Genomic DNA, 23,959 nt, shown 5'->3' with positions numbered 1-23,959 from the left:
TAGGGATAAGAGAGCTGAGGGGGCTGAGGGAGCTGAGGGGGCTGGGGAAGATAATATTGATACCTCTTCTCACTCACCACGCACCACTCACCACTCACCACTAACTAACTTTGAATTGACTGGCGCTAGTTTGTAGTTCTTGCGCTAGCGTTGAGAGTTCCTTAAATGCCGCAGATACTACAGTTGCTTCGTTGGAAGTGCGGTCGGCGATCGCGGCTACATCTGTCATTGTTGCCGTCACGACTTGCGATGTCTGAGATTGCAACGCCGCAGCAGAAGCGATCGCCGCTACGAGTTCGCTAATCTGTTGGCTTACTTCCGTAATCTTGAGCAGATTTTGCCGCGTTTCATGCACGAGTACAGTACCCGTCACCACTTGTTCCGTACCAGCTTCCATTGCTGCTACCACTTCATTTGTCTCTGTCTGAATATCCTTCACCAAGCTTTCAATTTCTGCGGTTGCTTCTGCCGATTGCCGTGCTAGGGTTCGTACTTCGTCAGCTACCACCGCAAATCCTCGTCCTTGTTCTCCCGCGTGAGCTGCCTCAATGGAAGCATTAAGTGCTAATAGGTTAGTTTGATCGGCAAATGTACCGATCAGGTTTACGACTTTGGAGATCTTCTGGGACGACTCACCCAATCGCTTCACTTTTTTCGAGGTTTCTGCTACTGTTTGTCGAATTGCCATCATCCCGTCCACAGTCCGGTTCATGGCTGTATCGCCTTCTGCTACCGTTTGAGTTGCTTGCTGCACTGCTGCTTCCGCTTGAGAGGCACTATTGGCTACAGCCAGAATTGAATCTGACATTTGCTGAATCCGCTCCAAAGCCGCAGTAACTGCTTCAGTTTGCCGCAGTGCTTCTTGAGATAGTTCGCCGACAGATCGCTCGTTACTCGTCGTTGTATGAGCTACTTGTTTGGCAGTGGTTTGTACTTGGGTCACGATTTTCCGCAAGCTGTTAATTGTCGCGTTGTAGGAGTCGGCGATCGTCCCGATTTCGTCTTCGGTGACGTTGGCGCGGATTGTCAGGTCGCCTCGGCTGACGGGATCGACTTCCATTAGGAGTTCTAAAGCGCGGCGCTGTAAGAATTCTCTGGCATTCTGTTGCTGTTCCAACAAAGAAGCGCGATCGAGCGCGAGTCCTATCTGGGTAGCGACCTGCGAGAACATGGCAATTTCTTCTTGTTGCCACTTGCGGGGTGCATCGCACTGGTGAGCGATCAGTAAACCCAAGAGTTCGCCACTACGAATTACGGGAGCAACCAAGTTTGCCTTGACTGCAAACTGTTGTAACTGAGCAATATGACAATCAGTTAAACCTGCATCGTAAATGTTTTCTGTGGCTTGTACCCGCCCTTGACGATAGCGTTCTACATAGCCTTTGGCAAAACAAGGGTCGTCAATATCTGCTCCTAAAGCTTTGGGGAAACCCTCGCCTACGGATTCAGCGATAACTCTGCCTTTCCATTGGTCGTTGAAACTATAAATAACAACGCGATCGCTATTCAGTGCTTGGCGCAGTTCTTGTACCGCAGTTGCCATAATTTCCTGCACGCCAAGTCCTTGAGTCAGCTTAATGGTGATATCTTTCACCATTGATGCTCGTTCTACCGCAGCTTGCTTTTGTTCTAGGAATGATAAGCGATTTAAGATAATTCCCAGCTGAGATGCTAGCTGTTTGAGGAAGTTAATTTCTTCTTGTTGCCATGTGTGGGTTTGTTCGCAGTGATGGGCAATTAATAAACCAAATAACTGGTCGTTTTTCAAGATTGGCGTAACTAAATTGGCTTTAATTTGTAATCGTTCCATTAAACGCAGGTGTTCTGGATGGAAACCCGCCGCCATGACGTTACTAGTAGGAACGACGCGACCGCGCCTGTATTCTTCCAATAGTTGTTCGCTAATACAAGCATCGTCAACATTGTTATCGAGAGCGCGCGGCAAGCCAGGTAACACTGATTCAGCCGCAATATAACCACTCCCATTGGGATTAAAGCGATAGACGACGACTCGATCCGCTTGTAAAAGTTCTCTGGCTCCTTGCACTGCTTGGCTGAAGACAGTTTCTAAATCTTCCGAACCACCATCGCGGGCAGAGGCAATTTCGGAGAGAAAGTTAGCTTGTTGAGTTTGAGTGGTTTGATTTTGGAGAAGTTGTTGTAACTGACTTGCCATCTGGTTGATGTTGGTTCCCAGTATTGCTAGTTCGTCTTCTCCCTCTACAGCAATGCGAGTATCTAACTCTCCCTGACCCAATTTCTCTACGGCATCTGCCGCATCTAAAATAGGACGAGTCACGCGGTTAACCATATAAGCAGCGATCGCGCTGACCAAAAATGCCACGATTGCCGTACCAACAGCAAAAGTTAACAATATCCCTTGTTGGGCAGCGAATGCTTGAGCTGACTCTCGAGCGATCGCAGTACTCCAACCTAAATCTGGGATTTCCTCTACTTTTGGTAAAGGAGCATATGTCAAAATGTGTTCTTCTTGGTGAGTGGCATGTATATCAGTTGTTGCTGCACTCAGATGCGCTACTTGCATTTGTTGCAATTTTGGAAAAACCAATTTAGCTTCTTTTCCTAGCTCGGCAGCATCTTGAGAACCCAAAATTTTTGCGTTAGCATCAATTACAAAAAATTCTTGTTCGCTCGTACCATATTTTTCTAGCAATTTGCTTACTGCTTCTGCGGGAATTTTAGCGCGCACCACACCAATAATTTGGTTAGTCTGAGAATCTCTCACAGGTGCGGCGACATTGAAACTTAATGTTCCTGCTGTTTTAGCGATCGCTGGTTGACTAATGACAGGGCGACCAGTTTTCAGCGCTTGCTGAAAGTATTCCGCATCTTTGTGATTGGCAATTGGTTTACCTTTAGATTGCACCACAGTATCGCCATTGAGATCGAACATAGCAATGCTGTTATACACTTTGTAAGCATTGATATATCGATCTAGTAAGTTCTGCTTTTCTTGGGGCGTTGTGATTGCTACTACTTTAGGATTTGCTAGGATGGGTAAATTTGCTAGCACTTGAATATCGCCATACCGCTCAATCATGAAACTTGATAGTTCTTTACTCAGAGCGTCGTTTCTTGATACCTGACTTTCCGTAACATCTTTATGTAATTGTTGATTGGTGAAGAAATAAGCAGTTGCCCCAATTACCATTACAGGAATCGTACTCAGGGCAACTGCTACTGCTGTGGCTTTGAACCTTAAACTGCGTCCTTTTTTGTGAGATTGGCGTGGTTGTTTGTTCGGCTCCAGATCGCTATGATTTTGACTAAAGTTTTGCCGACCTTCAATTTCAGACATTGGCTGCTCTTCAAATGCCGTATCGTCATGAAAAGGCTCGTTGTAGTTACCTTTATGAGTATTTTTAGCTGAGTTTGGTTGGGAAGGAGAGTTCATAGTTTAAGTCGTTAACTTAGAAATCAGTGGCGAGACGGAAACTTTCATCTGCAAGTTCGGTAATGATGCCAGATGAAATTAGCTCAAGCATTTCAACTAGCCTCGGTTTTTGACTGAGGCATTCCAGCGATGATGGAGTCGCCATCTAACACCACCAAGATTTCGCCATTCGGTTTGGGAAAATAACCACGCAAATACGGCACTAACTCAGGGGTGACAGCAGACGCGGGAGGAGATTGAATGTTATCGGGGTTGCACCATTCCATGTCTTCCACCTGATTCACTAATAATCCCAGCACTTTTTTACCTGTTTTGCGATCGCTTTGTCTTTCAGCAACCTGCTGAGTGCTGTGAATTACCACTGCTGTGTAACTAGAGCGACTAGTTCCTTGTTGGTATAGGGGAGCCTGTCCGATCTTGTGACCGAGATCGACAATCCACAAAATCTCGCCTCGCCAGTTATAAACACCCATGACCCAAGCGGGTAAGTGGGGAATAGGTACAATTTGAGCAGTGGGTACGGTCAGTACTTCTGCGATTTGGGCTAGTGGCAATATGGCAGTCGTATCTGGTGGCAAATGCAATCGCAAAAACTGCTGTTTTGAGCCAGCAGCTTCTTCTGCATTTGGATTTCCTGCTACTACACCCCTGGTTGTAAATTCCGATATCATGACCGCTCTCCTAGCAGTTCTTGGCTAGCAAATGTGCCAAGCAATCGTTATATTAATTCCAATCATTTCAACAGTTGCTTGACAGTTTGCAGTAGTTTTTCTTGATCGATAGGTTTGGTAATATAAGCATCTGCACCTTGCTTCATGCCCCAGAATTTGTCCATTTCGCTACCTTTTGTAGAACACATGACAACAGGAATCATGCTCGTTCCTGCTTCTGATTTGAGATCGCGACAAAGTTCAAAACCGCTCCGACCTGGTAGCACGACATCCAAAATAATTACGTCTGGTTTTTGACTGCTAATTTTAACTAAAGCTTCTTCTCCGCTGGTTGCTGTTTGAACGCTTAAACCGCCGCGTTGTAAGCAACTAGTGATGACTTGCATTTCTGTCATTGAGTCATCGACGACTAAAACTGTACTCATGGCTTCAACCTCTAGAACAAATGAAAATAAACTAGTATTTAGATCGATTACAAGCGATCGGATTTAAGGCAGTGCAAACGAGGACAGCTACATCATAATGAGTCATTTTAAAGATCTTCTACTAAAGAATTACTGTTAAGATGTTTAGACGTTACCGACAAAACTGTTTCTGCATCTACTGGCTTACTCAGAAAATCTGAAGCCCCGACAATTTTGGCACGAACTCGATCGATAATGCCATCATTACCAGTGAGGATAATAATGGGAGTGATACGGAAAGCAGAAACTTTACGTAACTGGCTGCAAATTTCATATCCATTGGTATTTGGCATGACTAAATCTAAAAAAATTAAGTCTGGTTTGCGGCTCAACAAACCAGCGATCGCGCGGAGAGAATCTTGAACGGCAAAAAATCTGTAGCCGTTGGCTGTCAAAATTTGTTCCATGCTTTGACAGACTAACGGGCTATCATCTACGCAAGCAATGAGCGGTCCTTTGCCAGAAGGTGTAGATGGCGGCGTTGTGGCTGGCGCTGCTGGAGCGACTGGCGGTGCTAAATCTGGAATATCAATCAGTTCGACTAAACCTGCTTGAATGTAAGGTAGCAAAGAACAAACGACATCTTTGGCATCCCGATTCATGACTACTGATAGATCTCGCAATGTCCGCTGTCCGTCTAGCAGTTTAGTTAGATTTTGATAAACAGCAGGCGATACTTGTTCCTGAAGCTGTTCTGGTTGGTTAATAACTGCGGCTTTATTTGGCGAGCGATCGGCAACTTTTGCTTTTTGCCAGAGCTGCCAAACTTGTTGTACTTCTGATAATAATTGCCCTGGATCGAGTAGTGCTAATTGTGGTAATGCAATGTTATCTGTCTTGCTCTGATATGTTACGTGCATAGCTTGAGTGATATCAAACATGACTTCAGAGACAATCGCCGCGATCGTTTTTCCTGCTTGCTCTCTGGTAATTTGCTGTTTCTCTATTCCTGCATTGAGCAAGTGGCATTCCCAGCAATTATCTGAGCTATTTAAAGCGTTAGAGAGAACGGCAGATAGCTTTAACTGTTGAATATCGACTTGCGGACAATGCGATTTTAAAGCTCTATACCAACGTCTAACGGTATGATTTCCCCCAGAGGCGTATAAAATTCTTCCTAGAAATAGATAAATAATCCACTCTTGTCCTACAGAGCTTTTTAGTAATAATTGCCCGCTGAACCTCTCTTGTTTTAAAGTATTAAGATGACTGACAAAATCATGGCTTGCTATCGGTTCTGTCATCATAAGATAATTTATTGACTTACAAAAATTTTGCGATCGTTGTCAAGTTCGGAATATCAATAGAAAATCGTAGTTTATTCAAAATGTAGTAATAATATGAAAAAACTTTCAAATTTAAAAAATAATGAGTAAATTTACTCTGTTGTTTGACTTTCTGTTAAGCTCAGATGTGAAAGCAAAAAAGAAAAACGATCGGTAATAAAGCTAATTAAACTCCCGTCATAATGTAGCCTCGATCATGACATTAGCTCAAAGTAGCAAGTAACCGTATGAATACTGAATTTATCGAGCCGAAATAGCATCACGTACGTGTTCTCATTAGCTTTTTAGCTGCATAAAAGGTATTGATCTAGTAATAGAAGTTCGCAAAGAGGAGTTTTTTTGTAGTTTGCCGATCGAACTCGTACTAGTCTCAGTTAAAGTTGCAAGTTGGCGATCGCGTCTCAAACCGCTGCTCAACAATGAAGGAGCAGCAACAGAGTTGCGATCGAACAACTATTCAGGTAGGGTGTGAGTAGAGCTATGAGGAGAGTGCTTTTGTGGCTGCGATCGCATGACAGCAGAAGCTTGAGAAACAGCGTGAGTGAGGGTTCGACGCTATTTAGCCGCGCCCGCAAGTCTGGAGCGTCGAATTAAACACTTCCAATCGTGCTATTTACAAGGTCAGAAAGTTTACAAACTTAGCTTTGGTTCGACAACTTCTTTACTAAGTTTTTATATACCATAAAGTATATTTACTGTGTCTTTACACTATATAAGCAATCAGCATACTACTATTGTTACGCAGATGGTTAATTTATACTTGTTTATAAAATTAGCAAAACAGTGACAAAGCAATCGATTGGAAAGACAAGAGGAAACCTGCAAAGTTTTGAGGTGCTTGCATGAAAGCAGTCATACTGGCTGGAGGGCTTGGGACTCGTCTGAGTGAGGAAACCACCGTCAAACCAAAGCCGATGGTGGAGATTGGTGGCAGACCGATCTTGTGGCACATTATGAAAATTTACTCTGCCTCTGGTATTAATGATTTTATTATCTGTTGCGGTTACAAAGGATACTTAATCAAGGAATACTTTGCTAACTATTTTTTGCATATGTCCGACGTAACGTTTGACATGCGTTTTAATCAAATGAACGTTCATTGTGGTTATGCCGAGCCTTGGCGAGTCACTCTAGTAGATACGGGTGACAAAACCATGACTGGTGGAAGACTCAAGCGCGTTAGAGAACATATTGGTAATGAAACTTTCTGCTTCACCTACGGCGACGGCGTAAGTAGCGTAAATATCAAAGAGATAGTCAAATTTCACAAAGAGCAAAATACTTTAGCAACTCTAACCGCCAGTCAACCACCGGGACGCTTTGGTGCAATTCATCTGGAAGGAGATCAGACCAAGATTACTAGCTTTCGAGAAAAACCAGATGGCGATGGAGCATGGGTCAATAGTGGTTTCTTTGTTCTAGAACCAGAAACGATTGACTTGATTGAAGATGATAATACAGTTTGGGAACAAGAACCATTACAAAAACTGGCGCAGATGGATGAACTATCAGCCTACAAGCACCCTGGTTTTTGGCAACCGATGGATACGCTGCGAGACAAACACCTGCTTGAAGAACTTTGGAATAGTGGCAGCGCTCCTTGGAAGGTATGGTAAGTAAGTCAAAAGTTAAGTAGGGGCGGGTTGATGTCTCAACTCTTAGGTGAACGATTGACCATCGAGCATTAAACTCGCCTTGACAAGTGTAATATTAGTCACTTCAATCGCATGAATAATAATCTCACGTATGATTTCGCGATCGTTGGTGGTGGGATAGTAGGGTTGGCTACAGCCATGACGCTAGGCGATTGCTATCCCGATGCCAAAATTCTAGTCTTAGAAAAAGAGAACGATTGGGCATCTCATCAAACTGGGAATAACAGCGGCGTTATCCACTCGGGCATTTACTACAAGCCAGGTAGCTTCAAAGCGAGATTCTGTCGAGAAGGCAGTCGCTCGATGGTAGAGTTCTGTCAGCAGCACGATATTCCTCATGAAGTTTGCGGCAAAGTCATTATTGCCACGACTACCGCGCAATTGCCATTACTAGATAATCTTTATGAAAGAGGTATAGCTAATGGCTTGGGCGTGAGAAAGTTGAGTGCGGCAGAAGTTGCGGAATACGAACCGCATGTCAGCTGTTTGGCAGGAATCCACGTCCCTACAACCGGAATTGTGGACTACAAAAAGGTTGCGCAGAAGTATGTCGAAATAATTCAAGCTCAGGGTGGAGAATTAAAGCTCGGTACTAAGGTAGAACGAATCCGACATACGAGCAACAGGACAGTGCTAGACACTAACTCTGGTAGCTTTGAGACAAAGTTTACGATCAATTGTGCCGGGCTGCAAAGCGATCGCATTGCCAAAAAGAGCGGAGTCGATCCCCAAGCCAAAATCGTACCTTTTCGTGGCGAATACTACGAACTCGTACCAGAAAAACGCTACTTAGTCAAAGGCTTGATCTACCCCGTACCCAATCCTGCTTTCCCCTTCTTGGGCGTACATTTTACCCGCATGATTGATGGCAGCGTTCACGCTGGACCTAATGCAGTCTTGAGTTTCAAGCGTGAAGGCTATCACAAAACAGATTTTGACTTCAAGGATTTGGCAGAAGTGCTAACCTATCCAGCTTTTTGGAAATTAGCTGCCAAACACGCCGATGAAGGAATTAAAGAGATCGTTCGTTCTTGGAGTAAAGCTGCCTTTGTCAGGAGTCTACAACAATTGATTCCAGAGGTGCGAGAACAAGATGTCGTGCCAACTCACGCGGGAGTAAGAGCGCAAGCACTCAAAGCTGATGGTAGTTTGGTGGATGACTTTTTACTCGTGCCAGGAAAAAATGCCATGCACGTTTGTAATGCCCCTTCCCCAGCCGCTACCTCTTCGCTAGAGATTGGGAAGGCAATTGTTGCCGCAATTTCCCAATCCCCCTCCCAGGCAAACACAGTCAAAGTATAGGAAGAATAATTATAAATGAAAGTATTAGTTACAGGTACGGAAGGATATTTAGGCTGTTTACTACCACCACTATTAATCAAACGAGGACATGAAGTTCTAGGAGTAGACACCGGATTCTACAAAGTTGGCTGGTTGTACAACGGGACTGAGACGACGGCTCAAACCTTAAATAAAGATATTCGCCACATTACTACAGAAGATTTGCAGGGTGTAGAGGCAATCGTTCACATGGCAGAATTGTCCAACGATCCTACCGGACAACTCGCACCCAATATTACTTATGACATTAACCACAAAGGTTCAGTACGGTTAGCAAATTTAGCTAAAGCTGCGGGGATTCGTCGTTTCGTGTACATGTCCTCTTGCAGCGTCTACGGTGTTGCCACCGAGGGAGATGTGACAGAGGCTTCTCCCGTGAATCCGCAAACTGCCTATGCCGAGTGTAAGGCTTTAGTAGAGCGGGATTTAACGGCAATGGCAGATGACAGCTTCTCGCCTACATTCATGAGAAATGCTACAGCATTTGGTGCTTCGCCACGGATGCGCTTTGATATCGTCCTGAACAATTTAGCTGGATTAGCATGGACGACAAAGGAAATTAAAATGACGAGTGACGGTACGCCTTGGCGACCTTTAGTACACGCACTAGATATATGTAAAGCGATTATTTGTGCCCTAGAAGCGCCGCGGGACATCGTTCATAATCAAATCTTCAACGTCGGAGATACGGCGCACAATTACCAGGTACGAGAAATCGCCGAAATTGTGGCAGAAGCTTTTCCTGGCTGTCAGGTGAGTTTCGGGGACAGTGGATCGGATAATCGCAGTTACCGAGTCAGTTTTGAGAAGATTAACTCTACCTTACCAGGGTTTAAGTGTGAGTGGGATGCACGGCGGGGAGCAAAACAGTTATTTGAGTTATTTAGTGGAATTCAAATGACTGCTGATGTATTTACTTCCAGAGGGTTTACTCGCTTGAAGCAATTGGAGTATTTATTGCAAACAGGACAGTTGGATAAAGATTTCTTTTGGAATCAACCAAAATAATCTTGTTTGCGCAAACTTCAGTTTCCACTCTTTGAGTGGAATTTATTTTGTAATTTAGTAGCTGAATCGTAGGAGAGATCGGATAGTGAGTAAAAAGTGTCGTTTTTGTGGCAACGAACTGCGATATACTTTTGCAGATTTAGGTATGTCACCTATAGCAAATGATAATTTAACTTCAGAACACTTGAATCGCGCCGAGAAGTTTTATCCACTTCATACATACGTCTGCGATCGCTGTCTTTTGGTACAGTTAGAAGAATTTGAATCTCCAGAACACATTTTTGGCGATGGTGACTATGCTTATTTTTCTTCCTATTCCGAGAGTTGGCTCAGACATGCTAAAGCTTACACTGAGTTAATGGTAGAAAGATTTAAATTTAATTCGGCTAGCCAAGTCGTTGAAATTGCTAGTAACGACGGTTACTTGCTGCAATATTTTCATCAAAAAGGTATCCCAGTTTTAGGAGTCGAACCAGCCGCAAACACTGCCAAAGCAGCAGCCGAAAAAGGAATTCCGACTTGGGTAAAATTCTTTGGCGTAAATACGGCTAAAGAAATGGTAGCAGAAGGAAAATCGGCAGACTTATTGTTAGGAAATAACGTTCTGGCTCACGTTCCCGATGTGAATGACTTTATCGGTGGCATGAAAATAGTCCTGAAGCCAAATGGCATCTTGACAATGGAATTTCCTCACTTACTGCAACTAATGCAGCAAAATCAGTTTGACACGATTTATCACGAACATTTTTCTTACTACTCATTCATTACAGTAGAGAAAATGTTTGCCGCGCATGGGATAACGTTATTTGATGTCGAAGAACTCTCGACGCATGGCGGTTCTTTACGAATTTACGGCAAGCATAGCGATGCAGTAGAGCCAGTAGTTAGCAACCGCGTCAAGCAACTGAAGGCAAAAGAAGCGGCTGCTGGGTTGGAAGATATTGAAACTTACTTGACATTTGGCGAACAAGTTAAGGCAACCAAGCGCAAGCTACTAAAATTTCTGATCGAAGCTAAATCTCAAGGAAAGAGAATCGCTGCCTACGGTGCGCCAGCTAAAGGCAATACCCTACTGAATTACTGCGGTGTGGGCAAGGACTTCATCGACTATACCGTAGATCGCAGTCCTTACAAACAAGGTTTATTCCTACCTGGAACTCATATTCCAATTCTGCATCCAGATAAAATCCGCGAAACACAGCCCGATTACGTGTTGATTTTACCCTGGAATTTGAAAGAAGAGATTATGACCCAGATGGCATATATTGCTGAATGGGGCGGACAGTTCGTCGTGCCGATTCCAGAAGTACAAGTTTATCCAGCGATTCAGCAACAGGTTTTGTCTACTATAGCTAGCTAATGCCACTATCAAGCCTATGCTTTTTACTGAAACGGCGCTCCAGGGAGCCTATATCATTGACATAGAGCCAAAAGAGGATAGTCGGGGTTTTTTTGCGCGGACTTTTTGCGATCGCGAATTTGCTGCGCTTGGCTTAGAAATTACTAACGTCCAGTGCAGCATTGCCTTCAATCATAAAAAAGGTACGTTGCGAGGAATGCATTACCAAGCGGCTCCAGCAACAGAGGCAAAGTTAGTTCGCTGCACTCAAGGAGCAATCTACGATTGTATTGTCGATTTGCGCCCCGATTCTCCCACATACTTATCTCATATCTGTGTGGAATTGACTGCCGATAATCATAGGGCGCTATACATTCCAGAAATGTTCGCTCATGGCTATCAAACTCTTGACGATAATACAGAGATAGCGTATCAGATGAATAAGTCTTATACGCCTGGATACGAGCGGGGGTTGCGCTACAACGATCCGATTTTGGATATTCAGTGGCGGCTACCAGTGAGCGAAATTTCTCGCAAAGATCTGGAATGGGATTTGCTAGAAACTGTTTTAATTAAATAGTCATCCTGTTGGAAGTGAGTCGTGAGTAGTGGGTACTGGCAATTGGCAATTGGTAGTTGGAAGTTGGTTAAGAGGTAAGGCGAGGCTGACAACTGATAACTGACTACTGATAACTATAAATGGCAACTTATAACTACAATCCACAGCAGGAAGTCATCGGGCTGTTACCAGCAGGGGGACAAGCAACCCGCATTTCTCCCTTGCCTTGTAGCAAGGAATTGTATCCGATTGGCTTTCGCTCTCAAGTAGATGGTAGCCTGCGTCCCAAAGTTGTATCTCATTACTTGCTGGAAAAGATGCAAACGGCAGGGATTCGGAAGGCTTTCTTTCTCCTACGCCCTGGAAAATGGGATATTCCTGCCTATTTTGGCGATGGCGACATCGTAGGTTTGGATTTAGGCTATCTGGTAGTCGGTTTACCCTTTGGCGTGCCATATACCCTCGATCGCGCGTATCCTTTTGTTAAAGATGCAGCGATCGCGATCGGGTTTCCCGATATTCTCTTTCAACCAGATGATACATACAAACGTTTGCTGACAAGGCTTTATGCTGGCAATGCAGATGTAGCAATCAACTTGCTACCCTTCGAGCATTCGCACAAAGGTGGTATGGTAGACTTCGACGAGCGAGGACGGGTACGACAAATTATTGAAAAACCCGCCCAAAGTGAATTGCAATACAGCTGGTGTGCGGCTGTCTGGAAACCAAGTTTTACAGAGTTTCTCCATCAATTTGTTGCTAAGTTAGAAATAGAGCGACAGAATAATTCTTCTCCACCCCGCGAAGTTCCGATTGGAGATGTTTTTCAAGCAGCAATTGATGCTGGTTTGCAAGTAGAAGCAGAAATCTGCGATCGCCAACCGTACTTAGATATCGGTACTCCAGCAGATTTACAGCGAGCCATACGCTACTTAACATCTGAGGAAATGTAGCGTTTGAAATTGATGAAAAGCTCCTCACGTATTATTCGTTCAATTTGATTCTTAGATCTCATATAAATATCTTAAGTCTCTAAAATAGATCGAATCATCCGATTTCGATTAATCTTCTACATTTTGGTCGAAAATAGTTCTGATTTGCAGAACCTGTTAAAATAATTTTGAATACATATATAAAATTAGTAACAAACTTGTTGTAGGAGTAAAATTATGGTTCAAGTTAGTCCGAGCATTCATAATTTATCTTCTTTAAGGAAATCCCTCAACTCAAACGAGATAGGACGACAAATTTATCAAACGATCTCTCGGTTATATCCAATTTGTCGTAGTATTACAGGCAATGGAGTCCGAGAAACCCTAAAAATTCTTCAAGAACACATTCCTCTAGAAATAGCAGAAATTCCTACAGGTACGGAAGTCTTTGACTGGACAATACCAAAAGAATGGAATATTAAAGATGCATATATCAAAAACTCAAGAGGTGAGAAGATCGTAGATTTTCAGGAATGCAATTTGCACGTTGTGAACTATAGCGTTCCCGTACATAAAACTGTCAGCTTATCTGAATTAAAAGCACATTTACATACGCTCCCAGAATATCCCGATCGCATTCCATATCGAACTTCGTACTACAAAGAAACTTGGGGATTTTGCTTAAGTCACACACAATTTTTATCGCTGGAAGAGGAAGAATACGAAATTTGTATCGAGTCGAGTTTAGAACCTGGATATTTGACTTATGGCGAATATTATTTACCAGGCGAAACGCGAGAAGAAATTTTAATTTCCTGCCATACCTGCCATCCATCTTTATGTAACGATAATCTTTCTGGTATCTCATTAGCTACATTATTAGCTAAACACCTCAGTCAAATTCAACAACGAAGATACTCTTATAGATTTCTGTTTATTCCAGGTACGATTGGTTCCGTTACCTGGTTGGCTTTAAACGAGCAAAATGTCAATAAAATTGCTCACGGTTTAGTTGTTACTGGCGTAGGTGACGCAGGAAAATATACTTATAAAAGAAGTCGCCGGGGTGATACGCAGATAGATCGAGCTGCAATCCACGTCATGCAACACTCTGGTTCGGAATATCAAGTTATTGACTTTTTTCCCTACGGCTACGACGAACGGCAATATTGTTCTCCTGGGTTTAATTTGCCAGTAGGTTGTTTCATGCGATCCTCCCACGGTCAGTATTCTGAATATCATACTTCCGCAGATAATTTGAGCTTCGTGCAGCCCGAGTATTTAGGTGATTCGTTTGCCAAATTTTTGTCAATTTTGCACGTATTAGAAAATAATCGCACTTACTTAAATCAAAATCCTAAATGCGAACCACGCCTCGGTAAAAGAGGACTGTACAGAGCTGTAGGCGGTCATGCAGAAGAACAAGTGAATGAGCTAGCTTTGTTATGGGTTCTCAACTTATCTGATGGCGAATACAGTTTATTAGACATAGCCGAGCGATCGCAACTCAGTTTTGATGTCATCAAGCAAGCAGCAGATGCTCTAGCGGGCTGCGAACTGTTGAAAGCTAAGCCAGAACCAGTTATGAAAGCATAAAGAATTTTCGTAAAATACATCTATATGTAGATGAGTCAATCTGACTGCGATCTAGACTATGACAAAGAAGATGAATCTATTGCCCAAATAGTTGAAGTTAAGATGAGTGAAGCGCTGGCGGAATTATCGGGAAAGAAAATTTTAGTCACGGGTGCGAGTGGATTTTTGGGTTCTCATTTGTGCGATCGCCTATGTCAAAATGGTGCGGAAGTTCACGCTATTTCTCGCACAGAACGCACGACAGATCGTGAATTACTGCATTGGTGGCAAGGCAATGTGGAAGATTTAGAAGTCGTGCAAAATCTATTTCAGACAATTCAGCCCCAGATAGTCTTTCATTTATCTGGGCTGATTACTGGTGTTGCTGGTTTAGAGTTGGTGTTGCCCACATTTCACAGCTTAGTAGTGAGTACTGTCAATATCTTGACAGTTGCGACTCAAATGCAGTGCGATCGCATAGTCACGATCGGCTCGTTAGAGGAACCAGAACCAAAACAAGGTGAAATTGCGCCAATTTCACCCTATTCTGCTGCTAAGTGGGCTAGTGTTGCTTACAGCCGGATGTTTCACCATCTTTACCAAACACCTGTAGTTCTGGTGCGCCCGTTTATGACCTACGGACCCAGGCAACCCATTCATAAAATTATTCCTTCCGTTACCCTATCTCTACTCCAAGGCGAAGCTCCCAAGCTAGCCAGTGGTACGCGAGAAGTTGACTGGATCTACGTTGATGATGTGATTGACGGTATGCTAGCGGCAGCAAGAGTACCTGGAGTTGAAGGATACACTTTCGATCTAGGTTCGGGTAACTTAGTTTCTATTCGTTCGCTTGTAGAACAACTGACGCAAATAATTAATCCACAAATAGAACCTTTGTTTGGTGCTTTACCCGACCGACCAGTAGAAAAAGTGCGAGTAGCAAACATAACCTTGACTTCAGATAAATTAGGCTGGCTGCCGAGAATTGCTCTAGAAACAGGCTTAGTTTCTACAGTTGATTGGTTTCGTCAGCAGTCAAAAGCCGAGCGCACTTAAAGCGCTCGTAGCTCTATACTTTTAGCCTTGATTGCCCGATGGATGAAAAATTCATACCGATCGCCGTAGTCTTGGCTAGTTGTAGCATATGCAATTTGTTATTCTAAGTTTGAAACAGGGGATCGATCGATATAGCTAGTAAAAAATAGTTAGTCAGAAATAGTAAAAAATATGACTAGTAAACAAAGAGTACAAGAACTTATCAATAGGCTAAAAGTTATTGTTGGCTTGCACCTCAGAAATCTAACTTCTTATTTATTATTTTTATGGATTGTGGCGAGGAAAAGCAAACCTTTAGCGCCCAGCCAGAAATCGGCAATTGTTTTTGCTCCTCACCAAGATGATGAAACTTTAGGCTGTGGTGGCGCGATCGCCCTCAAACGGCAGCAGGGAGTCCCAGTGAAAGTCGTGTTTATGACTGACGGGCGCTATGGTTTCCTCGATCGTATGGAAACGGCAGAAGTTATCAGCTTGCGTAAAAAAGAAGCTCAGGCTGCGCTTGATGCTCTTGGGGTTGCTGATTCAGAGATTATTTTTCTCGACCAAATCGACGGGACTTTGGCTAGCTTGACCAGTGAATCGCGCCAAAATTTAGTCGAGCAAATCGTTCAGTTGTTACAGAAAACTACGCCAGGAGAAGTGTACGTTCCTCATCGCAAAGATGTTCACGCCGATCATGAAGCAACTTACGATCTAGTCCAGACTGCGATCGCCCAGTCTGGAATGCAGATAGAGCTACTACAATATCCCATTTGGATCTTCTGGCAAAATCCTCTGTCATTTCAACTTCAGGGGAGAGATCTCGACGGCGCTTATCGACTACCGATTAATTCCGTTCGCGATCGAAAACATCAAGCTATAGAAACTTATCAATCGCAGATTCCCGGTCTCAGTCGTGGTTTCTTACGACGATTTTTTTCGCCATACGAATTATTTTTCAAACAATAAAGTCATTTCGACTTTATAGTTACAAGTTATTAAGAACAGATAATGTTCGCGGTAAACTAAAAGAGTAGCCCGAATGTTCGCAGTAAACTAAAATAACAACTCTGTTTTTAGGTAAAAACAGAGTTCAGATATATGAATATTCTAATTATAGATAGCAATAGAACAGTCATGATTGCTAAATTCTTGCATCGTCTGGGGTACTACTTCAATTTTATTCTTGATAAAATTAGAGGTCGAATTAATCGGATTAAAGTTGCTTCTTTCAAGCCAGAAGGCATTGCCAAAGGAAACGCTCTAATTTCATATAACCTCGATCCATTTCTCGCCAAATCTACTGAAGCAGTTTGCAATAAGCACACCCATCATTGGGAAACTGTGGAGATGGTGAGAATCTTGTTAGATTTTGGTTATTGTGTTGACGTTATTACCTTATTTAACGATTTATTCATACCCAAAAAAAAATATTCTATCGCGATCGATAGTCGGCACAATCTAGAAAGATTAGCTCCACTGCTCGATCGGGATTGTATCAGAGTTTTGTACGCTGATACAGCCCATATCATATTTCATAACGCGGCGGAGTGCAATCGATTATATGCCTTGCAACAAAGAAGAGGTATAACTTTACGCAATAACAGGTTTGAGCTACCGAATAAAGGAGTTGAGTACGCAGACTGTACTATTGTTTTAGGAAATGAGTTTACTATTAATACCTTTAAATATGCTCGCAAACCAATATATCGCGTGCCAATTTCGACAACTGAAATTTATCCATTTCCCGAAGAGAAAGATTTTGCTACTTGTTGCCAGCGTTTTTTATGGTTTGGTAGTAATGGAGCAGTTCATAAAGGGTTAGATCTAGTTTTAGAAGCTTTTGCAGAAATGCCAGATTGCCACTTAACTATCTGCGGTCCAGTTAGCAAAGAATTAGATTTTGAAAAAGCCTTTTATAAAGAACTTTATCACACTCCTAATATTCATACTTATGGATGGATTGATGTTAGTAGTTCTGACTTTGTAAAAATTGCTAATTCTTGTCTTGGCATTATTTATCCTTCATGTTCTGAAGGTGGCGGCGGTTGTGTAATTACCTGTATGCACGCTGGTTTAATCCCAATTGTGACTTACGAAGCTAGTGTAGATATCAGAGATGATTATGGAGTTATTTTAAAAGAAGCTTCCATAGAAGAGATTAAAAAAGAGATTCAGAAAATCTCTAGCCTACCTCCAGCAGACTTAAAGGCAATGGCACGGCGATCGTGGGAATTTGTGAGGGCAAATCATACACGAGAGAAGTATTCTCAAGAATATCGTAGGGTAATAACAGAAATTATTGATAATTTTGGAAAATCTAAAGATTTAAATTAATTGGAAACTGCTATTTAATTTATCTCAACTAGCTTTTGAGTCAGGGAAATAATAGTTTAATTAGGTTGGGTAAAATTAGCTTATCGCTATTTCTTGAGTGACAACTTATAGGATTTTAGCAGTCAATCCAAGATTTTTTGTTGAGGCAAGTGTCTCAAAAACGCTAGATTCTAAAACAGACAATCGATTAGTACTATTTTTGGGTTCGCTTCTTGAAATCGAAATAGGCATAACTGAATAGAGGAAGTCGAGCTGCAACAGAATAGCAAATAATTCTCAATAAATCGAAAATTTCCCAGGCGATCTAGGTTGTTATTTTAGACCGCATAAGCGGGCGATTTTTGAAGTGAGGATAGTTATAGAGTTTGTATAACTGACATAACTCATGCTCATCGCGATCGCGAAAATCTCAAGGGCAAAATAGCTAGACTCTAGATGTACCCTATCTCACCGAGAAAAACTACGACTTTGTGAAGAGGTAAGCGGATTGTCATACAATTAAAATTGGTGAGCGATTCGTAATCGATTTATGGTTGTGTAGCTAATGCTGGTGCTTTCTAAAACATCTGCCATAGTAAGTGACAAATATTCTTGTTCTTCTTAGGAGCAATTATTTTGAGCAGAGTAACTTTGGAGAATATGGAAAAATTCTTCGATTTTATTTCAGGCATCTGCTATATTGCGAAGGAGAATGGGATTATAACTGAGAATTTTGCGCTAGAGAGATGGGCAATCACATCTGTATAATCCGCTTATACCGACTTTATACCGATTGAGAGGCTGAAATTGACTATGAATGCTGACTTGCTTGACGCGATCGCCAATTCCGAAGCTTGGTGCGCCCGTAAGCAACTCGCTCTCTCAAGAAACATGATATGCAAATGACTTGTTAGCTTTGGTTGACAATGCTAAGTTCTTCCCATGCTAGGTTGGATTGCGCCACACTAGCTTGTAAGTGCCAAAATGTGACGGCAGCAGGCGTAAAGGCTCTCGCTAGAGCGTAATATTAATTGTTAATTTGGTCATGGGCTTAGATGATATCAGATCGTTTGCCAAAACAAGATAACTCTGTAGCTACACCTGCACGTATTGACTGCGTTGGTATGGGGTGGTTTCCGCACGCGCCAGGAGGACTAGACCGCTACGTATACGAACTAACGCATCATCTAGCTGCGGCAGGCGATCGCGTTACCCTATATGGTCTGGGTTTGCCAATACTAGATAACTCAGCAGTAGAGTTAGTCAATTTAGCTGCACCCGACCGTCCCCTCTGGAAGCGATTGTGGTCAACCCGTTGCAACTTTGCCGAGCGGCAACTGCAAAAACCAGATGCAATTAACCTAAATTTCGCGCTGTACAGTTTGCCATTGTTGCAGAACTTACCTAAGAACGTACCAGTGACGTTTACTTTTCACGGTCCCTGGGCATTAGAAAGCGCTCAGGAAGGCGGCAGTCAACTGAGCGTGTTATTAAAAAAGCACTTAGTAGAAAAAACAGTTTATCGTCGTTGCGATCGCTTTATCGTTCTCAGCCGTGCCTTTGGCGAGATTTTGCATCAAACATATCAAGTTCCGTGGCACAAAATTAATACCATTCCAGGTGGGGTTGACTTACAACGCTTTCAGCCCAACTTATCGCGGCAACAAGCTCGGACACATTTAAACTTTCCTTCAGAACGATTGATTCTATTCGCGCCCCGTCGCTTGGTTCACCGCATGGGTTTAGACAAGTTACTGCTAGCCCTGGCACAAATCAAGCCAAAAATTCCTGATGTCTGGTTGGCTATAGCTGGTAAAGGACCGCTCAAACCAGTTTTAGAACAACAAGTCGCAGAGATGGAACTACAAGAACACGTAAAATTTCTAGGTTTTTTACCAGACGAGCAATTACCGATTGCTTACCAAGCAGCAGATCTTTGTGTCATGCCCAGCCAATCATTGGAAGGTTTTGGTTTAACAGTTTTAGAATCTCTTGCTTGCGGTACTCCCGTGTTATGTACTCCTATAGGCGGAATGCCAGAAATTTTAGCTCCGTTTTCACCAGAATTAATTACTGATACAAGCGAGGCAACTGCGATCGCTTGGAGATTAGCGGAATTACTGACCGACCCAAGTTCGTTACCTTCTAGAGATGCTTGTCGACAGTATGCTGCAACTCATTTTGATTGGCAGAAAATTGTATTACAAGTGCGCCAAGTCTTGTTAAGATAATGTGCCAATTATTCAACCTCAAATTTTTAAGTTCTGCTCTAGGAAAGTTAGTACTTGCTAATCGAAAGGATTAGTGGTATCGCGTAGGCTTTATATATTTTTTATAAAAGTTTTATATAGTTCGAGTATTGACTGTAAAGAAACAGTGAAAGCTGGCTAATATCGTGGTGGTTTTAGGGGATTTTGCATAACATAAGTATAAATTTGCTCGATCGTTTCCGAAATCACGTAAGTTCAACGTGTCATCTTAATTTAAGACATACAAATCTAAAACTTTTTAATTGCCAGTTTACACAAGTTGAGGTCATACTCTTGAAAATACTTGAACAGATTGATTTGTAAGTCAATTCGCCTGTAAGCAAATACATATCTCTATTAGAGATGCCAATTTGCATTTAATTCTGGATCTCATCCCTGCTTGGGGAATTGAAACACTATAGCCGTTACATGTCAACATCTAAAGCTGGAATTATGCCTAATAGCTCTACTATCGAGCGAGAGCGCCAAACTAATCAAATTTTGCGCTATAAACTGAGGTGGCGACAACAATATCTGGTTGTAAATTTAGCATCAACAAGAAAAATGTATCTCTCTAGCCTTGACAGTCAGGAATGGTTGGTAGACCGTTTAAAGCTGTCATCATTAAAGGGAGTATGCCTCGATCCCAATCTTGGGGAGGCAGAGATCGAACTATGGGCTGATGCGTGCGCTCAAACAAACAAAACAGCATTTCTGCGCCTACCACCTCAACTCAAAAGAGCAAAGCGACAAAATCTGATGGGTGGGAGATTGCAGGAGCTGCTCGACCGAGCGATCGCGGCTCTGTTAATTTTATTGCTCAGTCCTGCACTACTCGCATTGCTCTGCATATCCTGCTGGCGATCGCCAAACCCATTCACCTGCGATCGGCAGTGGTACGTGAGCCAGCAAGGTAAGCTATTCAGACTATACAAATTTCAATTAATCGCAACAGCCAATTCTAGACTACGAGAAAACGACGCACAGCACGAGTCGAAAAGTCTGCTGGAGCGTTACGGACGCTTTCGACTCGAAGATGTGGATCGATGGCTGCGTAAATATCATTTCGATAGACTGCCGAAGCTATTCAATGCTTTGCGAGGAGAGATCGGGATTGTCGAACGACGCTATCTGACTTTGGAGCAGTTGGTAAGGCTGAGTTTAGACAAAAAAGCACTTGACAAAAAGCAACTTTTAGAAGCGCGACACCAAGAACCACAGTCCGAACGCAGCATAGAAAAACTGCACTCGGTATGAGTGGAGTACAAGCACTAAGCACCAATAGTTGTTTGTTTAGCAGTTTTTGATTTAGGTGTTGTCAGAAAATACACAACTGAATCTTCAGTTCATATACAATTTCGATCTGTTAGCTACTAGCTAGCAGCTAGCACAGCGATCAACCAAGCTCTAATAGCAACATGAGAATAGATACATTCGGATGGATTGAACCAGCTAGGATGGGAAAATCCTATTCTGAGCTGCAATACCGATCGCTTCAACAGCAAGCCATAAACCCAGATCGAGTATCGAGTACTGATGGTTTGGAGTTTAGTAAATGAAAGCAATCAGAAGTCGAGTTCAGTGGGTTTTGAACGGACGTAGCTCTACTGCTGCGACCTTGCAGACAGTCATGGCAAGGATACTCGTGCTAGCCGCCAACATGGGGACTGGAATCATTACATCTAGAGCCTTGGAGCCGCAAGGAAGAGGTGAATATAATGCGATCGCCCTTTGGCCTCAGTTTTTAGCTTACCTCTTAATGTTGGGTTTACCATCCGCCATACAATACAACTTCAAGCGTCACCCAGAAAAAGAATCGGAACTTTTTTCAGCAGCTCTCGGATTAAGCATGGTACTGGGTTTGTTTGCCATGACGCTCGGCATCGTATTCATGCCAAGGTTCCTTCCACAGTACTCGGCAGATGTGATTCGCTTTGCCCAATGGTACATGATCCTAGCTCCGATCGTCCTTTTAACAGAAATTTTTTTCTCAATCCTAGAAGCAAACCAAGAATTTACCTTTGTCAATCAACTTCGTTCCCTACAACCATTATTTACTCTAGCTATTTTGGGCGCATTAGCGTTGACCGAGTGGCTGACTCCTTTGACGGCTGCTCTAGCCTACAGCATTCCTGGGTTACCTCTATTTTTTTGGATGTGGAGATACTTATGGCAGCGCTTTCACCCCCGTTGGAAAGGGTTAGGCAGTGCCTATCGATTGCTAGTCGGTTACGGCATTCGTGCTTATGGCATGAACTTACTAGGAACTCTAGCCGAGAAGATCGATCAAGCATTAGTGGTGACTATGCTATCTCCTGCTTCGATGGGTCTGTATACGCTAGCTTTGAGTGTCTCTCGAATGCTGGGTTTATTCCACAGTTCGACGATTACCGTCTTGCTACCCAAAATTGCCGCACGTCCGATTGAAGAGGTAGTGGCTTTAACGGGACGAGCAGTCCGTGTCAGTACGGCTGTCACTGTAGTCGTTGCCCTAGCGGTTTCAATCCCAATTCCTTTTTTGATTCAATTGCTTTATGGTGACAAATTTGTCGAGGCTGTTGGTGTTTTTCGCATTCTCAGCGCAGAGATCGCGATTGGAGGCGCAGCTTGGGTTTTGGCTCAAGCTTTTATGGCTGTAGGTAGACCAGGAGCGCTGACGGTTGTAGAAGCAATCAGCGTGTTGGTGACTGTACCCCTTTTGTTAATACTCATTCCCATCTACGGATTAGAAGGTGCGGGCTGGTCATTGTTAATTTCGACTATCTTTCGCCTAGTTTGCTTGCTTGCCGGCTACCCACTACTCTTGAAAGTACGTCCTCCCAGTTTGATTGCGACTAGAAATGATATAGATTTTTTACGGCAGGTATTTTTTCATCAGTGAGGATGGCTCAAATTGTTCCCGCGATCGCGACCGATTATAAGGTATAAATTATGCTTAGTAAAAGACCCTCGACAAGAGATAAGTTGCATAACTGGAGGCATCTGAATGCAATCGACCAATTTTAGTGGCAAAGTCTATTTTTATTGCATTCCACCGGATACTCCTGAAAAAACAGGCTATCCCCACACGATGATTTGCTTGGGTGATGGATTAAAAACTTTAGGAATAGATGCTTACGCCAATATCAACTATTGGCGGCTAGCTCCAGAGACAGAAGAGTACCTGTTTCGCCACGACCCTGAAATTACACCAGATGACTGCTCAATTGTTGTCCTCAATCAAGATTGGTTTCAAGTGGCAAATAAGCCTTTTCCACAACATTTATTTCATCCCAATCGAAAATATATTACTGTCTATCTAGACAGCGATGATGGTAGTAAAACGCACGCTTACAAACCCGAATTTCGCCAGTTCGATTTTATTTTTAAAGTTAGTTGTAACCGTTACTTTAAATATCCCGGCAATATTCACCCTTGGGCGCAGGGAATATCTAGCCGGATGTTGCGAGAATTAGAAAACATTCTACCGATCCAGGCAAGAAAAAGACAATTATTAGTGAACTTTAGAGAACCGCACAAAATTAAGCACTCTGTCAGGCGAATAGTTCGTAAAGAACTGCTGCCTCAAATCGATGCGGCTCTACCAGTTAATAATGTCGTTGAAGGTCTGGATAACTTTTCTACAGAGCCTTATCACTACATGAATTGGTCGCAAACAGGGAGAAGACATTCGCCAGGTTATTTCCAAAGTTTAAAAGATTACGCTGCTTGCGCCTGTTTTGGTGGCTTTTTTGTCACTCCTGTACCTCGCGATCCTTCTACGGCAACAAGTCGTTTGCTCAAAAAAATTCTCAGCAAATTGGAGTGGAAATCAAATCGAATTACAGATTGGGATAACTGGCGTTACTGGGAGTCTCTTGCAGCAGGATGCGTTAGCGTGCGCGAGGATTTTGACAAGTACGGTTTTATGATTCCGGTCATGCCAGAAAACTGGCGACACTACATTGGGATCGATCTGAGCAATATCAAACTAGCTGTGGATAGAATAGCCAGCGAACCAGAAATTTTAGAAAAGATATCTATTGAAGGCAGACAGTGGGCGCTAGAAAATTACAGCCCCGTACCTACAGCGTTACGCTTTCTGAATACAGTCAGCGAAAAATTATAATAATTA

The 23,959-nt window shown here is 42.9% G+C and carries 19 protein-coding genes; 15 read left to right on the top strand and 4 right to left on the bottom strand.

Features of this window, described 5'->3' with window-relative positions; genetic code table 11:
- Window positions 1–100: 100 nt before the first annotated feature.
- The 4 genes from DSM107010_RS24100 to DSM107010_RS24085 form a co-directional block, all read right to left on the bottom strand.
- The gene (locus tag DSM107010_RS24100) at window positions 101–3,415 is read right to left on the bottom strand and encodes a GAF domain-containing protein (RefSeq protein WP_106170061.1); all 3,315 of its coding nucleotides are present in this window, start codon (window positions 3,413–3,415) and stop codon (window positions 101–103) included.
- Between the two features lie 92 nt (window positions 3,416–3,507).
- Window positions 3,508–4,086 carry a chemotaxis protein CheW gene (locus DSM107010_RS24095; RefSeq protein WP_106170059.1) on the bottom strand — a complete coding sequence of 193 codons (579 nt, stop codon included), beginning with the start codon at window positions 4,084–4,086 and terminating at the stop codon, window positions 3,508–3,510.
- Window positions 4,087–4,148: 62 nt separating this feature from the next.
- On the bottom strand, window positions 4,149–4,511 hold the full coding sequence (locus DSM107010_RS24090; protein WP_015152324.1) for a response regulator transcription factor: 363 nt from the start codon (window positions 4,509–4,511) through the stop codon (window positions 4,149–4,151).
- A 107-nt stretch (window positions 4,512–4,618) separates the two neighbouring features.
- Window positions 4,619–5,797: a response regulator gene (locus DSM107010_RS24085; RefSeq protein WP_015152325.1), complete on the bottom strand. Its 1,179-nt coding sequence runs from the start codon at window positions 5,795–5,797 to the stop codon at window positions 4,619–4,621.
- Window positions 5,798–6,182: 385 nt separating this feature from the next.
- On the opposite strand from DSM107010_RS24085, the gene DSM107010_RS42410 reads away from it, so the two are divergent.
- The 15 genes from DSM107010_RS42410 to DSM107010_RS24015 all read left to right on the top strand — a co-directional run bounded on the left by DSM107010_RS42410 (window position 6,183) and on the right by DSM107010_RS24015 (window position 23,953).
- Window positions 6,183–6,308 (top strand): hypothetical protein, encoded by a 126-nt coding sequence (locus tag DSM107010_RS42410; protein ID WP_256498652.1) that lies wholly within the window; start codon window positions 6,183–6,185, stop codon window positions 6,306–6,308.
- A 370-nt stretch (window positions 6,309–6,678) separates the two neighbouring features.
- Entirely contained in the window at window positions 6,679–7,452 is a 774-nt protein-coding gene (gene rfbF, locus DSM107010_RS24080; protein WP_015152326.1) for a glucose-1-phosphate cytidylyltransferase, read from the top strand.
- A gap of 111 nt (window positions 7,453–7,563) precedes the next feature.
- Window positions 7,564–8,793, top strand: a complete 1,230-nt coding sequence (gene lhgO / locus DSM107010_RS24075) for an L-2-hydroxyglutarate oxidase (RefSeq protein ID WP_015152327.1) — start codon at window positions 7,564–7,566, stop codon at window positions 8,791–8,793.
- A gap of 15 nt (window positions 8,794–8,808) precedes the next feature.
- Window positions 8,809–9,840, top strand: coding sequence for an NAD-dependent epimerase/dehydratase family protein (locus DSM107010_RS24070; protein WP_106166053.1), 1,032 nt, complete (start codon window positions 8,809–8,811; stop codon window positions 9,838–9,840).
- A gap of 85 nt (window positions 9,841–9,925) precedes the next feature.
- On the top strand, window positions 9,926–11,200 hold the full coding sequence (locus DSM107010_RS24065) for a class I SAM-dependent methyltransferase (protein WP_106166052.1): 1,275 nt from the start codon (window positions 9,926–9,928) through the stop codon (window positions 11,198–11,200).
- 16 nt (window positions 11,201–11,216) lie between these two features.
- Complete coding sequence (gene rfbC, locus DSM107010_RS24060) at window positions 11,217–11,759, top strand: dTDP-4-dehydrorhamnose 3,5-epimerase (protein WP_015152330.1); 543 nt, start codon at window positions 11,217–11,219, stop codon at window positions 11,757–11,759.
- Window positions 11,760–11,878: 119 nt separating this feature from the next.
- A complete protein-coding gene (locus tag DSM107010_RS24055) occupies window positions 11,879–12,691 on the top strand; it encodes a nucleotidyltransferase family protein (protein ID WP_015152331.1) in 813 nt (270 codons plus the stop codon).
- A 216-nt stretch (window positions 12,692–12,907) separates the two neighbouring features.
- Window positions 12,908–14,266, top strand: a complete 1,359-nt coding sequence (locus tag DSM107010_RS24050; RefSeq protein WP_015152332.1) for a DUF4910 domain-containing protein — start codon at window positions 12,908–12,910, stop codon at window positions 14,264–14,266.
- Between the two features lie 30 nt (window positions 14,267–14,296).
- Window positions 14,297–15,301, top strand: coding sequence for an NAD-dependent epimerase/dehydratase family protein (locus DSM107010_RS24045; protein ID WP_106166051.1), 1,005 nt, complete (start codon window positions 14,297–14,299; stop codon window positions 15,299–15,301).
- A 171-nt stretch (window positions 15,302–15,472) separates the two neighbouring features.
- Window positions 15,473–16,249: a PIG-L deacetylase family protein gene (locus DSM107010_RS24040; RefSeq protein ID WP_015152334.1), complete on the top strand. Its 777-nt coding sequence runs from the start codon at window positions 15,473–15,475 to the stop codon at window positions 16,247–16,249.
- A gap of 132 nt (window positions 16,250–16,381) precedes the next feature.
- Window positions 16,382–17,617 carry a glycosyltransferase gene (locus DSM107010_RS24035; protein ID WP_199755713.1) on the top strand — a complete coding sequence of 412 codons (1,236 nt, stop codon included), beginning with the start codon at window positions 16,382–16,384 and terminating at the stop codon, window positions 17,615–17,617.
- Window positions 17,618–18,651: 1,034 nt separating this feature from the next.
- Window positions 18,652–19,827, top strand: coding sequence for a glycosyltransferase family 4 protein (locus DSM107010_RS24030; RefSeq protein WP_181246277.1), 1,176 nt, complete (start codon window positions 18,652–18,654; stop codon window positions 19,825–19,827).
- A 447-nt stretch (window positions 19,828–20,274) separates the two neighbouring features.
- Window positions 20,275–21,102 (top strand): heterocyst development glycosyltransferase HepC, encoded by an 828-nt coding sequence (hepC, locus tag DSM107010_RS24025; protein WP_041462311.1) that lies wholly within the window; start codon window positions 20,275–20,277, stop codon window positions 21,100–21,102.
- Between the two features lie 298 nt (window positions 21,103–21,400).
- Window positions 21,401–22,726 (top strand): lipopolysaccharide biosynthesis protein, encoded by a 1,326-nt coding sequence (locus tag DSM107010_RS24020; RefSeq protein WP_015152339.1) that lies wholly within the window; start codon window positions 21,401–21,403, stop codon window positions 22,724–22,726.
- Window positions 22,727–22,831: 105 nt separating this feature from the next.
- Window positions 22,832–23,953, top strand: a complete 1,122-nt coding sequence (locus DSM107010_RS24015) for a hypothetical protein (protein WP_015152340.1) — start codon at window positions 22,832–22,834, stop codon at window positions 23,951–23,953.
- Window positions 23,954–23,959 lie beyond the last annotated feature (6 nt).

The sequence above is a fragment of the Chroococcidiopsis cubana SAG 39.79 genome, from assembly GCF_003991895.1.
GTDB classification, from domain to species: domain Bacteria; phylum Cyanobacteriota; class Cyanobacteriia; order Cyanobacteriales; family Chroococcidiopsidaceae; genus Chroococcidiopsis; species Chroococcidiopsis thermalis.
The sequence above is the reverse complement of the archived record's forward strand: the minus strand, read 5'-3'. Positions and strand labels throughout refer to the sequence as shown.

Bases quoted from the DNA above. Each gene is read 5' to 3' on its own strand.
- DSM107010_RS24015 (WP_015152340.1), top strand. From the start codon at position 22,832: ATGCAATCGACCAATTTTAGTGGCAAAGTCTATTTTTATTGCATTCCA.
- DSM107010_RS24070 (WP_106166053.1), top strand. From the start codon at position 8,809: ATGAAAGTATTAGTTACAGGTACGGAAGGATATTTAGGCTGTTTACTA.
- DSM107010_RS24030 (WP_181246277.1), top strand. From the start codon at position 18,652: ATGATATCAGATCGTTTGCCAAAACAAGATAACTCTGTAGCTACACCT.
- DSM107010_RS24095 (WP_106170059.1), bottom strand. From the start codon at position 4,086: ATGATATCGGAATTTACAACCAGGGGTGTAGTAGCAGGAAATCCAAAT.
- DSM107010_RS24055 (WP_015152331.1), top strand. From the start codon at position 11,879: ATGGCAACTTATAACTACAATCCACAGCAGGAAGTCATCGGGCTGTTA.
- DSM107010_RS24085 (WP_015152325.1), bottom strand. From the start codon at position 5,797: ATGATGACAGAACCGATAGCAAGCCATGATTTTGTCAGTCATCTTAAT.
- hepC (WP_041462311.1), top strand. From the start codon at position 20,275: ATGTCAACATCTAAAGCTGGAATTATGCCTAATAGCTCTACTATCGAG.
- DSM107010_RS24100 (WP_106170061.1), bottom strand. From the start codon at position 3,415: ATGAACTCTCCTTCCCAACCAAACTCAGCTAAAAATACTCATAAAGGT.
- rfbF (WP_015152326.1), top strand. From the start codon at position 6,679: ATGAAAGCAGTCATACTGGCTGGAGGGCTTGGGACTCGTCTGAGTGAG.
- lhgO (WP_015152327.1), top strand. From the start codon at position 7,564: ATGAATAATAATCTCACGTATGATTTCGCGATCGTTGGTGGTGGGATA.
- DSM107010_RS24020 (WP_015152339.1), top strand. From the start codon at position 21,401: ATGAAAGCAATCAGAAGTCGAGTTCAGTGGGTTTTGAACGGACGTAGC.
- DSM107010_RS24045 (WP_106166051.1), top strand. From the start codon at position 14,297: ATGAGTCAATCTGACTGCGATCTAGACTATGACAAAGAAGATGAATCT.
- DSM107010_RS24035 (WP_199755713.1), top strand. From the start codon at position 16,382: ATGAATATTCTAATTATAGATAGCAATAGAACAGTCATGATTGCTAAA.
- rfbC (WP_015152330.1), top strand. From the start codon at position 11,217: ATGCTTTTTACTGAAACGGCGCTCCAGGGAGCCTATATCATTGACATA.
- DSM107010_RS24050 (WP_015152332.1), top strand. From the start codon at position 12,908: ATGGTTCAAGTTAGTCCGAGCATTCATAATTTATCTTCTTTAAGGAAA.
- DSM107010_RS24090 (WP_015152324.1), bottom strand. From the start codon at position 4,511: ATGAGTACAGTTTTAGTCGTCGATGACTCAATGACAGAAATGCAAGTC.
- DSM107010_RS24040 (WP_015152334.1), top strand. From the start codon at position 15,473: ATGACTAGTAAACAAAGAGTACAAGAACTTATCAATAGGCTAAAAGTT.